At 32.8% G+C, this 14,539-nt stretch carries 7 protein-coding genes; 4 read left to right on the forward strand and 3 right to left on the reverse strand.

Annotated features, from left to right (window positions below):
• Nucleotides 1–4 precede the first annotated feature (4 nt).
• The 4 genes from KNQ13_RS09585 to KNQ13_RS09600 all read left to right on the forward strand — a co-directional run bounded on the left by KNQ13_RS09585 (nucleotide 5) and on the right by KNQ13_RS09600 (nucleotide 11,123).
• Nucleotides 5–1,624: a hypothetical protein gene (locus tag KNQ13_RS09585; RefSeq protein ID WP_026830644.1), complete on the forward strand. Its 1,620-nt coding sequence runs from the start codon at nucleotides 5–7 to the stop codon at nucleotides 1,622–1,624.
• A gap of 29 nt (nucleotides 1,625–1,653) precedes the next feature.
• A complete protein-coding gene (locus tag KNQ13_RS09590) occupies nucleotides 1,654–6,849 on the forward strand; it encodes an FtsK/SpoIIIE domain-containing protein (protein WP_026830645.1) in 5,196 nt (1,731 codons plus the stop codon).
• A 63-nt stretch (nucleotides 6,850–6,912) separates the two neighbouring features.
• Nucleotides 6,913–7,779: a DUF4007 family protein gene (locus tag KNQ13_RS09595; protein ID WP_026830646.1), complete on the forward strand. Its 867-nt coding sequence runs from the start codon at nucleotides 6,913–6,915 to the stop codon at nucleotides 7,777–7,779.
• Nucleotides 7,776–11,123, forward strand: coding sequence for a hypothetical protein (locus KNQ13_RS09600; protein ID WP_026830647.1), 3,348 nt, complete (start codon nucleotides 7,776–7,778; stop codon nucleotides 11,121–11,123). Before KNQ13_RS09595 ends, KNQ13_RS09600 begins: the two co-directional genes overlap by 4 nt.
• Nucleotides 11,124–11,226: 103 nt before the next feature.
• Here the strand turns inward: KNQ13_RS09600 and KNQ13_RS09605 are convergent, their stop codons facing one another.
• The 3 genes from KNQ13_RS09605 to KNQ13_RS09615 all read right to left on the reverse strand — a co-directional run bounded on the left by KNQ13_RS09605 (nucleotide 11,227) and on the right by KNQ13_RS09615 (nucleotide 14,147).
• The gene (locus KNQ13_RS09605) at nucleotides 11,227–12,111 is read right to left on the reverse strand and encodes a phosphoadenosine phosphosulfate reductase domain-containing protein (RefSeq protein ID WP_251027401.1); all 885 of its coding nucleotides are present in this window, start codon (nucleotides 12,109–12,111) and stop codon (nucleotides 11,227–11,229) included.
• Nucleotides 12,112–12,210: 99 nt separating this feature from the next.
• Nucleotides 12,211–12,516: a nucleotide pyrophosphohydrolase gene (locus KNQ13_RS09610; protein WP_026830649.1), complete on the reverse strand. Its 306-nt coding sequence runs from the start codon at nucleotides 12,514–12,516 to the stop codon at nucleotides 12,211–12,213.
• The gene (locus KNQ13_RS09615) at nucleotides 12,513–14,147 is read right to left on the reverse strand and encodes a DUF2075 domain-containing protein (protein WP_026830650.1); all 1,635 of its coding nucleotides are present in this window, start codon (nucleotides 14,145–14,147) and stop codon (nucleotides 12,513–12,515) included. Before KNQ13_RS09615 ends, KNQ13_RS09610 begins: the two co-directional genes overlap by 4 nt.
• Nucleotides 14,148–14,539 lie beyond the last annotated feature (392 nt).

Genomic DNA, 14,539 nt, shown 5'->3' on the forward strand with positions numbered 1-14,539 from the left:
ATATATGCAAGAAGAAAGTGCAAAATTTTCTAGCAAGATTGGTGCTGAAATATGGGGACATCGGTTTAAAGATGGTCAGCGTGGACCAGAGTATACTTTAGAGTTTTTAAATGTGTTTGCTGGAACAGGTTTTAGTTTAGAAAAGAAGTATTATGATCGAAGAAAAATGATTGAATTTCGTCAGTTTGTTTATGAAGGAGAGAAAGAAGGCGCGAAAGGTCATATTGCAATTTTCGAAGAAAAGAAAAAAGATGTAATTCGAAAGAAACTTGGAGTAAGCGAAAAACAATTAGAGGATTTACAGGTGTTCTTTAAAAATTTAACTATACCTCTAATGACACCGATGGGAAAACCAGTTGATCGCTCTTGGTACGCTCAAACGATGTATCCTCTCCACGAATCTTTGCTTTTTTCTGAAGTTCGTGTAAATAGAGATAAAGGTAATTTGAAAAATTTAACAATTAATTATGAGCGTAATTTTTTTGCTCGTGGTGGAGAACTGTACTTTTTAATGTTGCATTACGGAACATTAAATAATCCTGAATTAAGAATTAATATCGAGAAAAACATGAAAACTCTATTATCTAGTTCTAGTGGAGTAATTGCTGTCATTAATCAAATTAACGAAGCATTTAGTGAGTATAGTACTGGAGATCAGCCTGCACCACTAATCAAAGATGAAGAGTTATCAACTGTCATTACTAGTTGGGAAAGTAGTGAATACCCAACATTACCAAATACAGATTTAGCATTGTATAAAGAATTTGCAGAAGAACTTAATGCACTGCTCATGCTAAATATTGATATTTATGAAATGTTTGATATTTTAACTTCGCTCATAACATTCCAACTTCATCGTTATATGATTTTTCAATCAGAACAAATTATTGGTGAAACGAGCAATTATTTCATTGATTGCTTAGAAGGTCAAAATAAATCAATTAAATTTTTAGCACAAGATTCTTATCGGATTCACGAAACTATAGTAAGAGAAGCCTATAAAACTTTTGTAGAAGACCGAGTAGAAGAAATATTCTCTGAAGTCAAAGCGGAAGAAAAAATTTATTCGTGGAGAAATAGCCTTGATAGCTCCGAAAAAGATAAAGTGAAGGGCTATTCTGGATTTTTTAACGAATTAAATTTTACTAGTCTTCAAGCAGCCAAAAAGAAAAAACTTATAGAGGCATTAGAGACTGAAGATATTAATAACGCTAAAAAGTTACTTAGATTACGTATCGTAGAACTTTATATGGAGGATTTATCGAAAACACAAGTTCCTATTATGAAAACTTTAGCTCGTGATGGTCAGTTCATCGTTTCTGGAAAAGGATCTAAAGCCCGATATGTACTACATGATAATGTCTTAAGTGCTTTAGTGTATGCAACACTTAATGGTCAGAATAATTTACCGTATGATGATTTTTTGAATGAATTATTCCAAAAATATCGCATTATTATTGGAGAAAATGCTGCCAAAAATTCTGGGTTATATTCAAAAGAAGGAATCAATCTAACTCATTTTAGAAGTAATGAGAAGAAAATGAGACAAAAATTAAAACAAAATGGGCTTCTCCAAGAATACTCAGATGCAACAGCACTAGTTACAAACCCTTATTTTAATTAATTCAAAGTACTGGGAGGGAGCATTAAGAAATGATTGCAAGAATTACTCAAAAAGAAAAAATAATAGGCAGCTGGATTGCACAACACTTACTTAATTATCTTAAAGATCATAAAAATAAAAATGCTGAAAAAGTATTAGTAAAAATAGAAGGAATTAATGAAGAATACTTTCCAGCCATTTTGAACGCTCTATTAGAAAATCAAGCTCAACTCAAAAGCTTTTATGAACCATTGATACGAACTATAAAACAAATTGATGGTTATGATTCCTTTGTTTTAAATGAAAATGAAAATGGAGTATGGTTGCGAAATAATGTAAAAACGAATGAAGCATTAATTTTATTAATGAATGAACGAACACCAGAAGCTCAAAGCTTAAAAGATATTGTTTCTATTGATGAAACACAGCTACTATCATCAGATGGTTTTTTCAGTTTAGATCAATCTCTTCAAGAAAGAGGATATTTAGAACCACATCAGATAAAAGATTTACTCAAACTAATTGGAGCATATCAACATAGAGGAGAACTAGATTTACAACTTTCGATGCTTATTGCATATATTGAAAGTGTGTTACAAGAGAAAGAAACATCTAATGATACATTTAAAGTGATTTTAGGGAAATCTTTACCTCATTTTCGATTATTTAAAGACGAGCATTTAAAGTTTGAGTCGTTAGAGGGACTTCGTAATCAGCTTAGAAAAAACTTTTTATTAAGTCACCTAAGAAAAACTTTAGTAAATTATTTAGATCCAGAAAAATTGATTAAAAATGTGGATAATTTCATTGGTAATGAAGAAAAAAATAATTTTTCAAGTGAAGTTTGGAAAAACTTTAATAACGATAAAATATTATTTTTAGAAAAAACAATGGAGTTTGTTGAAAGACGAAATAATGATCTTTTAAGTCTAGTTTCTTACAATGATGCAGAACGAATTTTTGGTTTTAAAGTGTCTAATTCTTTAAAAGATAAATTGAATAATACAAGAGATATAATTCTAGACAATTTTGCAGAAAAAATTAGAGAAGCAAATAATATTGAAGAAGAGAACCAGTTAAAACAAGAAAAAATGGAAGCAGAAAGTCGCTTTGATCGCGGTGTTGAAGCCGTAAATAGTAAAAATGATATTGAGGCGATTCGAGAATTTCGAGAAGAATATGAACAAGAACTTGAAAAAGAAAATATATTAAAAAAAATTATCAATCTTGAAAATAAGCTTGAAAATCCATCTGAGTATATTGATATTTTTGAAGCGATTTTATCTGAAAGCTTAGTGATGTTAGAGGAAATAGAACATGAAGAATTCAATGGTAATCTTTCCTTTGAAATTTCAATTGATCAAAACATAGAAGTTTCTGAAGAACAAGCTAGATTCTTTAATTTCCATCTGAAATCTTTATCAATGCTATCTTCAAACGTAATTGTTCTTTCTGAATTGAAAAGTTCCAATGAAGCATCAAAAGAGATTGATGTAATTCCTGTTAAATTAAGACTCTTAAAAAATGAAAATTCGATATCGAAATCTATCGTTAAAGTCGATGCTAGTAGAACGTTAATTGAGACGAGTTTCTCAAAGTTTATTAATCAAATTCAAAACGGATTTTTACAGTCTATTGTTACGAAAAAGGGTACGCCAGTTGAAGAAGATTTTAATGAGTATTTGAATGAACAACAAAATTATACTTTGATGTCTGATAAAAGATTGTTAGAACCCATCGAGCAATTTAAAAAATACAATACAGAATACACTAGTATTCTTAAATCTATTATCGACGAAAATAGAGGAATAACTACTGAAGATTTAAATCGAGTAGCTGCCCTTAGCGAATCATTTTTAAAGTGTTCTGATCATGATGTAGATAGTGTTAGGAAAATATACTCACTTCTGAATGAAATTGGAACAATAAAGATTTTTGAAACTAAAAATGTTAAACAAGCAGAAGTTGAACGGAAAATAGTATCTGTGTTCAATCCTATTAGATTTATTGCTTATGGATTTAAACTTATTCATTTTGGAAATTTACTCTCTAATATTTCTGATACATCGGAACAACGTAATAAAATCCAAGATGTAGAAGATTTAAAGCAGTACAAAGAGTATCTAAGAGGATCGTTTACTAACTTAGCACCATCTTATTACGTATCTAGGGATGGTAATCATCTATTTGCACAAGATGAACTATACGGTCAGGGAACGTATATCGAGGGTGGAGAAGTTGAGAGTGTTTCCTCCCAAGCAACTTCCTTTGCGAAAGAAATTGAAAAAGTTACAAACGATTATGTTCGAGTTTATCCATATGCTGCGGATTGTTTAGATATTTTATTCTTATATGTTACAAATTTAGAGTTTGTAAAAAAGAGTGTGGAACAAATTTTGAAAAATGATAGTTTAAAAAAGCTGAATATAACAATTCACAGTCCTGCGAGAGCTGCAATGCTTTATGATGAGATAAATCGATGGATTCAATCGCAAGAAGAGTACATTAACGCTGTGGATTCGTTTGGTGAATTTCCTAGATTAGAAATCAATGTATTACCATTTAGCGATCCTAAAACACTTGAGGAAAAGCTAGATACATCCATGCTAGACTTTGATTTAGCAGTGTTTATTGATTATTTCGGTCAAAGTGACAACTTAAAAATTCCACATCAATTTTACTCGGAAAGCTACAAAGAATGTGAGCTTACAGATAAAAATTGGGTCTTTTATGAGAATCGTGAATTTAAAGCTGTCAAAGAAGGTACTCGATTAATCAACTATGTTTCACCTAACCAACCAAAGTTGATGCAACAATTTTATAATATGCAAGCGATTTTAAAAGACGGATTAGTCATCGAACCTAACAAGATTGGTCTATTAAAAGGTAGATTATCTGTAACGCGTACAGAAACAAATACACTATACAAACTTGCACATGAAAAGTTTAATTGGGTTGTCACTTACGATAGATTTATGGATCCTTTATTAATGAAACAAGTAGCCGAAGGGTCGAATATTATTCGTTATCATGTAAATCGATTAGGAAAAGAAGAAATTAAAGTTCTTGTTTCTTCTTCAGACTCAATTAGAAGATCTTCAAAAGTGGATATGGAAGTCAATTATTATCGTGATCGTCTCCATAGTAGATTAAAAGATCAGTTGAAAGTTAGTAGTATAGATATACAACAGGTTGATAAAGCTCTTAAAGTTGTAAAAGAATTATCCGGTGGTCTAGTGCTAAGAGCATTAGGACCCGGGAAATTTGTTAACGAGTTTTTATCAGTATATTTAACTGTTTTACAGGATAGAAAGTCTGATAATACTGTAGTTTTATGGGATATGTGTGATGAATTAGAGTGGTTTAGAACCCGGCAAAAACGTCCGGATTTATTAAAAACAACTATTCAATATTCTCCGGAATCAGAAACGTATAATGTTAAATTTGATTTAATAGAATTAAAGCTTATACAGGAAGAAAGTTATGTTAGTGAAGTAACTGACGCTAAAGTTCAATTAATATCCGGTGAGAAAACGTTGAAAAAATTCTTTAGAAGATTTGATTCGACACTCGAAAGAAATCTATATTTAAATTCATTTTTGCTTCATTTAGAAGATAAGCGTGCATATGAAGAATTTGAATTAGCGATACTACATGAATTAAGAAATAACGAAAACATTCAAATCAATTTTGAATTCACAAAGTCAATTTATGCTTATATTCATAATAAAAATATTGAATTTGAAGGTCGTTCGGAACTTTCACCTGGACATTATTACGAAAGAGAAGACGAAAATGAAATAGCAGTAAATACTTTTACTAGATCATACATTTTATCTGAAATGAATGTTCCTGATCATGAAGTAAATAATGAACTGCAGGACGAAGAAGTATTATTAGAACAGGTTGCTATAACTGATGATAGTGAATACTTTAATCACTATACACAAATAGATAATAGTAATTTTATTTTGACTGAAATACCGAAGGACAAAGTTATAGAGGAAAGCGACTTACAGAATCAAAGTGAATCGAATATAAAAAATGAAATACGAGATATCGAAGTAGTTAAAGATATTGAGGAATCTCAATACCCAGAAGATCACGCATTAAAGAACGTTCAAGCTCCACAAACAGAATCATTTGATGAAGCACTGAAAAAACAAGGGGATAGTTACGCAGACACTCTACAGACTAAACTTAGAATAAACAATGTTCAGTTTACAGTAGAACGAACTATCGTAGGTGCTAGTGTCATTCGTATTATTGGTAGAATTCCGTCGGATCAAAGTATTACAGCAGTTGAAAAGAAGGCTAAAGATATGCCTTTATGGCTGCATATCGATTCGCCACCAACTATTTTTAGTGATCGAAATGGTATCAATATAGACATTAATCGTAATGATCCTGATACAATTTTCTTTTCACAGTTTATGAAGTACGTTCGAAGAGATATCACAGAAACAGAACTGAAAAATGGTTTTCTTGTTCCTATTGGACTAAATCCTTTAAATGAAGTGATGTCAGTTGATTTTAACGGTACAGAACCTCATATGTTAGTCGCTGGATCAACAGGAAGTGGAAAAAGCGTAAGTTTGAATTCCATTGTCATGTCTATGATGTGTCTATACACACCCGAAGAATTGAAGTTCGTATTTATAGATCCAAAACAAGTTGAATTCTCTATGTTTGAAGATGTTCAGCATACTGATAAAGTATTATTAGATTTAATGGATTCTGCTGATTATTTAGATGTTATGATTATGGAAATGGAAAATCGATATAGTAAATTTAAAGATTCTTATGCAAAAAATCTGAAAGAATATAATGAAGCGCTAATTGAAGAAAATAAATCATCAGAAGTTTTACCTCGTATTGTTATTGTTTTTGATGAATTTGCTGACTTCATGATGCAGGATAAAGAATTTGCACAACGCATCGAAACTGCAATTAAAAGGATTGGTCAAAAAGGACGAGCTGCGGGAATTCATATGATAGTTTGTACACAATCACCCAAGGCGGAGATTATTAGTACTACTATTAAAAATAATTTACTAGCACGCTTAGGATTAAAAGTCACAGACGCAGTTGCATCGAATGTTGTATTAGATACAAGTGGTGCAGAAAATTTAGCAGGAAAAGGTGATTATCTTTTAAAGAAAGATAGAGAACCAGTTAGAGGGAAAAGTCCTTATTTAGAGCCACAATCTTTACGAGCTTTAATGAGGTTCTTTAAAAATAACTAAACTTACAAAGTAGCCAAGAGTAATCTGGCTACTTTGCTTTGTTAAAATTAAGGTGGGTTACGAATGGGTTTTGGACAGCATCAAAGTTTTTACTTACGTCCGCAATGGCTGTATAAAGGATTAAATGAAATTAAAAGCGATGCTCGCTTTTTTTATAATGACACTCATTTTGAACAACTAGGGTTAGGAAAAAATATGGCGAAATCAGCGAAGTACTGGTTGTTCTCAACAGGTCTCATGGAAGAGAAAAGACAATCAGGAAAAACAGAACATCACCTTACTTCTTTGGGAGAACTAGTTGATAAACATGATAAATATATTCAACATCCTGTTACAAAAAGTATTCTGCATTATACTTTAGCCTCTGATCCAAAAATCGCAACAAGTTGGTATTGGTTTTTTAATGTATTTAGAGAATCGATTTTCGATAAAGCGATACTAATAGAAACGTTAGAAACTTGGGTCAGTCATACGCTAGAAAAATCAGTGTCTGCTAATTCACTAAAAAGAGATATCGATTGTCTCATTCAGATGTATAGCCCAAATAATCTTTCATCTACTCCTGAAGACGTTATCAAAAGTCCGTTCGAAGAGTTAGGGTTGATAAGTAATACAGTTAAAGGTACTTATAAAAAAACACCACTGGATACGGTATTTAAGTTTGAAGTACTTTATATCACTTTTTTGATTTATACAGAAAGAAATGAACTCAATGAAGTGAGTCTTGATGAATTAATAGAGGGTGAGAATCTATGGGGGAAAATTTTTAATCTTTCAAGATCTGAAATTGTCAACTGTCTAGAGGAGATGCAAAAAAGATATCCAATAATTTTTACTAGAACGAACCGTCTCGATGTAGTTAGGGTTACTGATAAAACTAGTTACTTAGATTATATGGAACGATTTTTTGAAAATGAGGTAGTGCTATGAAAAAGTTTCAACCTAGTATTAATGTAGTGTACGACACAGGGAAGTCCGAACTGTTTGATATGTTTGTTCCTAACAATGATCAGTTAGAAATTATGGAGAATATAATATCAAGTCTGTCCAAAAAAAGCTTAGTCAATTCTCATCTTATGATTGGTCCATATGGAGCAGGAAAGTCAATGGTTGGGGCAATTACCGCCTCGTTAATAACGGCAAGAAAAAACAGTAAAGATGTAAAATCGTTCTTATACAATGTGAGCGGTTTGAACAATGATTTATCGGATAAAATTAAAAATAATTTATATGAGAATAGTATCAAGTGGATTCCGATTACAATTACAGGTAAAAATGGACGGATTGACGAAATTATTTTAGAAGCTATTCAGTTGAAATTAAAGTCAGAAGGAATTGTTTTATCTCTTAAAGGAGATAGTGAGCAAATTCTTCAAATGATTGAACTGTGGAATAATGACTATAAAGATACGTATTTGAAATTAGTAAATTTATGTACATCTTTTGGATGTACTATAGAGGAATTGATTCAAGGAATTACTATAAATGATGAAAGATTTATAGTGGAATTTAAAAAAATGTATGGGACTTTGACTTCTGGAGCTACATATATTTCAGAATCAAAAGCATCATTTGTTGAAAAAATTCAACACCTAACTAATCAATTATCTATAAAGAAAATGGGGCTTTTTATTATTTATGATGAGTTTGGGAGGTTTCTTCAAGGTGTAAATCAATCGTTGATTTTTCAAACCATGCAAGATTTACAAGATATCGCTGAATTTGCAAATAGATCTTCGAACTTAGGCTTACTCTTTATTACTCATACAGGTCTTCGACAGTATTCAACAGAGAGTAATAACTTATCTAAAGAGGAATTAGAAAGAGTTGAAAAAAGATTTGAATCGCATCGGCTAGATAGTGATCCTTCTTTATTTTATAGAACAGCATTTAAAATACTTGAGATTGTTAAAGAAGATAATACAGCAAACTTATTTTTGTTAAACGATATAGAAAGAATAAAAAACGATTTAAAAAAGTATAATCTTTTTCCAGATATGGAAGTATCTGAAGTTGAGAACTTTATTTTAGAGAAGTGCCAGCCTATACATCCATTAACAATTAGATTATTACCTATTCTTTCGAATATGCTAGGACAAAACGATCGAACATTATATACATTTTTATCTCAATTTGATGAGACTAGTCTAGAGACTGATTGGTATTATGCGGATCAGTTATTTAATTATTTTTATCCAGATGAATCTTCATTTTATCTAATTGATGATTTAAAGTACTATCGACTATCAATGAGTTACCAAATATCAAACGAAGCAAAAAGACTGGTAAAGTTAATGACTTTATTGAATATATCTAATAAGCCTTTTAAACTTTCTGTAGATTTTTTATCCTTTTCACTAGGTAGCAATGAGATGAAAATACGCGAAAGCATAGAAGAACTGAAAAAAATAAAGATTATAAGATACAATCCGCTAGCTTCATCATATGAGTTATATAGTGGATCTATACTCTCTTTAGAATTCCTAATAGAAGAATATCGTTCTAAAACAGTTATAAATGATGGAACTAGAATTAAATTTTTAAATGATTTTTTACCTAACAAATATTTTCTACCTCATGAGTATAATAGCGTTAAAAGTATGACCCGTTTTGTGGAATCCCAATTTGCCTGGGGAAACGTTTTAAATTTAGATACCCCTATCGGTGATGGAATGATACTATATATGATCTATAAAAATGATCAAGAATTAAAAAATATCCAGGACTTCGCAATAAATCCTGAAAGAAAAGATATCTTAGTTTGCATTACGAAGTTAAACACTAAAGATTTAATTATTAAATTAGATGAATTTATGATCTTAGATCTTCTATTAAATACTTCAGAACTAATGCAACAAGATGAGAATTTAGAAGCGGAAATTTTGATTCATTTAGAGAATATAAGATTTGAAATCGAAAAACTTTTACGACCAATTAGGCATTTTGAGAAAGATAATTTAACTTGGTATATCAATAATGATGTTGTCAAAATCGATTCAAAGAATTCACTCGAAAAGAAAATTTCAAATTGGATGTTCGAGAGATTCCCAGCAACGCCGGAAATTAGAAATGAAGGGTTCAACAAAAAGAATGTTACATCCATTCAAAAGAAAGCTGCTAAAAGTATCTTGTCTCAATTACTTTCACCTACATTTTCAGGTAGTTTTGATATTCAAGGATTTGGTCCGGATTATTTAATTTATGCAACTATGTTTAAAAATACAGGAATTGATACAAATAATCTAAGTCAAATAGCTGATGATAATCTGCTGAAATTAAGGTACGATTTACTCTCGTATCTCAAACAGAATAGAAGAGGGAAAATTGTTGGTTTATACGATTTATTGAGACATGAACCCTATGGCATTAGAGAACCACTAATACCACTATTACTAATAGCTCTATTAAAAGACGCTTGGCATCAGATGGCGTTTTATTCAAATGATTTTTATATCCATGAATTGAATGCAGATATGCTATATGAAATTTTAGAGTTAAGAGCAGATTTTTATGAATACGAACTATATGAATTATCTTCAGCAAATTTAAATCTACTCAAAGATTTAAATACTACTTTCTTTGATGGTACTTTATCAGAACAGCCTGTAATCATTTTTACAGAGCTAACCCGATGGTTACGGAACTTGCCAAGGTATACTCAAGTAACTGACCAATTAACTAATGCTGAAAATCAATTCAAAGAAATTATTCGACATAGTGAAACCGACCCACTAGCATCGATTACTAATCTAGCAAAAATTATTGAAGATAGTCGTGATTTAAAGATTTTAAAATCAGGATTAGAAAACCATTTAAGTCTTTTGATAGAACAGATTAAAGAAGAAGTTCTTCTTAAGATGGAAATCGAATCAAACGAAGACATCTATAAGTGGGCTGATAGCAATAAAGAACTTGTATTAAACAGCTCAATATTAGCTGGATTCGTTTCAGAGTACGCTCAGAATGAAGATTGGTTAGCGTATTTGATCGAAAAAATTGTCGGAGTTGCATTAAAAGATTGGTCAGATGTCACATATGATTCGTTTTGGATGAACTTCAAGCAGTTATTGGTGACTAACCAAAATCAAGATGGATTAATAAAAATAGTGACTGACAATCAAACCATTATGGAAATTAAAGAAGTCGAGCTCTCTGTTAAAGGTAAGACTATCTATAACAATGTAAGCAGAATCGTAAACGCTGGTAGTAGAACGATGTCGGATGATGAAATTCGCTTCGTTGTGTACAAGATTTTAAGTGAGTTAGAATCTTGATAGATACTATGATCATCTAGGAGCTAAAGTACGTTTATTTATCAAGTTAAACTATACAAAAAGGTAGCGGATTTTATCCACTACCTTTTTGTATAGTTTTTATTTATGAGAAAGAACATACACAAGGAATAGTATCGTCTTTTTCACTTAAATATTTTTCAATTCCATCTCTATCCATCAGTTCTCTGTATTCACGCAATGTGAATGGTCCACCATTTCTTTTTAAAATAGAAACATCTTTCTCAAACTTACTACGGAAGCGTTCTTCCATAGCTTCTTGCTCCGCGTATTGCTCGGGCCAGACATTATATAAAAGAGCATAATGACCTAGGCCTCCTCGGACACATCGACCAGCACAGTTTGCGTGAGAAAAACCTAGACCATACATTCGCGGCAATGCAATTTTCCATTCGTCACGAATAATCTCTTTCGTATCAAAATCACCTTTAAAAGTTTCAATCATAGGAAAACGTGTTTCGATCGGTTCAATTGGGTTGTGCTCGTAGAAATTTTGAAGGTTGATAGCTCGGTGTTGCTCATGAGGTCCAATACCGAAATAAAGTATTGGTTCAAGATTATGCTCATCTCGGAGTTCTTCTAAATAAATCATTGTTTGTCGAACCTTTAATTCCTCTGAGCATTTAGCCATACGTGAATTACCCAAGAATTTAACATCATGGAAAACTTCATCGGGCGTTCTTCCATCTATTCGAGTAGTAATTTCCATACCGATATACTCTGCTACTTCATCCATGAATCGATAGTTATCGATATCTTCCCAAAGTGTATCAGTGAAAAAGAGTACACAGTTCTCTTTTCCATATTTCTGAACGATATGATAAGCAACATATGCTGACGATGCACCGCCACTAAACATTGCTACGTGCACTGGCTTTCTACCAGATAATGAAGGAGTAGTACCTGCTTTTAATACACCTAGTGCTGATCGATCAGAGGTTTTTTGAGTTTTTACGTTATTCATATTCATTTTAAAACACCTCTCTCTCGAAAACAAAATATCCATTTATTTTCTAATTATAAGTATAAAGCTCATTTCTAATAAAAAACAATGATATGTTTTGTGGCTTCAATTATCTAGTAGATACTTCTCTCCATTCTTCCTAATCTTATCTACCACAATCTCCTCCACGTCTACATTCAACTCACTACACAACGTCAATGCATAAATCAACACATCGGCAATTTCCTCTTTAATATTTTCTTGATTTTCTTCCCAAGCTTCTTCGCTGGTCCGCCACTGGAAGGCTTCAAGTAACTCGGATGCTTCGATGGACAAAGAAATCGCTAAGTCTTTTGGGTTGTGGTGTGGTCGCCAGTTTCGTTCGTCACGGAAGTCATCGATTTTTTGTACTAATGCTTTGATTTCGTTCATAGTTGTGTCTCCTTTAGTTGTAATAATCGTGCGCGTAATTGAGGATTTGTTGCATAAAGATAAAGCCCTTTGACGCCACGCTTCAGCAGGACGTTTAGGGAGTTCAAAATGATTTCTTCCTTGGCACGTTCGTTTTCTGATTGACTCAAGTCTTGTCGGGAAACAAATGCTCCAGTGTCTCTATATAACGTTGGATTGAGCTTCAATTGTTGAGTTGTTTCATCATACTGAATCGACGGACCGAGGACGACACCGACGTAGTTTAAATCAAATCCTTGAATGGTATAGATCGATCCAACTTCTCGAATCGTTTCCGGTTGTTCTGCCCATGTTGTATGGGGGTAAGTGCGGTTCCATGGAAGGTTAATTCCGCCTTCGTCAACAAAGTAGTCGGCCCCATCTTTTTTATGCAGGTAGTCAAACGTCGAGACGATTCGGGATAGTCCGTGCTGTTCGTTTTTCGAGAAAATCGCCTGCTTAAAGACTTCCGAGTCCTCGAAGATTTGTAAATCATAATTTGAATCACTCGGGATCGGTAAGAGCTCGCGTTCCACAAAACGATTGATCCAGTGCAATGTCTGCGGACTCGCTTGCATCCGGAATTGATTGGATAATTGCAGCGTCTTTGTCGAAAAGGGACCGACGATGTCCTGCAAGGTCGTACGTCCCCAGTGACTTTTAATTTTGAGGACTTGTTTCGGATCAAAGATAAGAATCGTGATTTTACTGCGTGTAATGATTTCATACAGTTGATTTTGTTGGTGGAAATTGTTGTAGGCATCTTCTTTTGTGAGTAACAGATGGGCTTCGTCCACGAGCACGATGTCAGCAGTCCGCTTTTGTTTATCCAACGTATTTAAGAAGGAGGTTGGCTTTTGAAACTGCTTTTTCTTTAAGTTCGGTAGGCTGCTGGCAATCGATTTATACGTCTTGAGCATTTCACCATGGTTAACGAGCAGGTAGTTATCTGTCTGATACAGTGCAGAATCTGCTTCTTTCGTTAAATCCTGAATTGTATTGAACAATGAGCTGAGTAAGACACTTTTTCCTGTTCCGGCGTCACCTTTGACAATGAAGACATGGTGACCGGTTTCGGTGATTTTTGTTTTACAAAATTTTAAGATTTCCTCTTTGACTTCCAGTTGCTGCTCAGACAATTCACGAAACGGAGAGAGTTTGTAGACGTCTTTGTTTCGCAACTGATCGAGTGTTCCTTCCGCAATCTGCTCCTCGCGTAACTGTTGCCAAATATTTTCAAAAACCGTCTCATTGAAAAAATCTTTTCGGAAATAGTTGTGCATCTGGCGGGAGACGGTTTGGCTTACATTTTGCAGTGTATAGCGACCATCTGCAATTAAAAAGTTAATCAAATTGGATTCGATATTGTAAGTAGCGGATTGGTTAAACTGTTCATGCCCAATTAAAATTGATTCGTCGAGCTGCTTCCGACGTGGATCTTTTAAATGGGCTTTTAACCGTTGATTTTTTTGAACCGTTTGTCCGACGTAAGCTTGTGCTTTTGACCGATTATACAGCAGATAAACGATTGGATAATTATCTATGTAGAGCGTTCGACTACGCGTTACATCAGCGTAGTTAAACCGGTACTTTTCAAAATAAAGTTTCTCCAAAACATGTGTCCATCCTTCCAGTGATGTTACAAGGTATGTAAAAAGTAGTTCTTGTTAAATATAGCATGACACATGAATAATTGTTATTTAAAGGGAATTTGATTGGGTTATCCTGAATATGCTAGGTTATTTACTTTAAAATATTTATTTGAGGAGGGGGATGAAGCATGAAAATCTGTCAGTCTTCCAACTGGATAACAATCTGTGCAAATGTTAAGAAATCATCTATGTGCTTCTCTAAAATAGCTTGAAGAATATTTAAATCAAGTGATTGGTAGTCATGTGTATTTTGCAATAGGTTTGTGGTTCTTACGCAATGTTAGTGAGGTAATGTTTTCAATACTATGGGAATAGAGTTAAAAAGGACTGATTCGTATGTACGAGATCGAAGA

The organism is Exiguobacterium sp. s128, assembly GCF_018618815.1.
Lineage (GTDB): Bacteria > Bacillota > Bacilli > Exiguobacteriales > Exiguobacteriaceae > Exiguobacterium_A > Exiguobacterium_A antarcticum.

Coding starts and splice junctions, on each gene's coding strand:
- KNQ13_RS09585 (WP_026830644.1), top strand. CDS start 5: ATGCAAGAAGAAAGTGCAAAATTTTCTAGCAAGATTGGTGCTGAAATA.
- KNQ13_RS09590 (WP_026830645.1), top strand. CDS start 1,654: ATGATTGCAAGAATTACTCAAAAAGAAAAAATAATAGGCAGCTGGATT.
- KNQ13_RS09600 (WP_026830647.1), top strand. CDS start 7,776: ATGAAAAAGTTTCAACCTAGTATTAATGTAGTGTACGACACAGGGAAG.
- KNQ13_RS09610 (WP_026830649.1), bottom strand. CDS start 12,516: ATGAACGAAATCAAAGCATTAGTACAAAAAATCGATGACTTCCGTGAC.
- KNQ13_RS09605 (WP_251027401.1), bottom strand. CDS start 12,111: ATGAATATGAATAACGTAAAAACTCAAAAAACCTCTGATCGATCAGCA.
- KNQ13_RS09595 (WP_026830646.1), top strand. CDS start 6,913: ATGGGTTTTGGACAGCATCAAAGTTTTTACTTACGTCCGCAATGGCTG.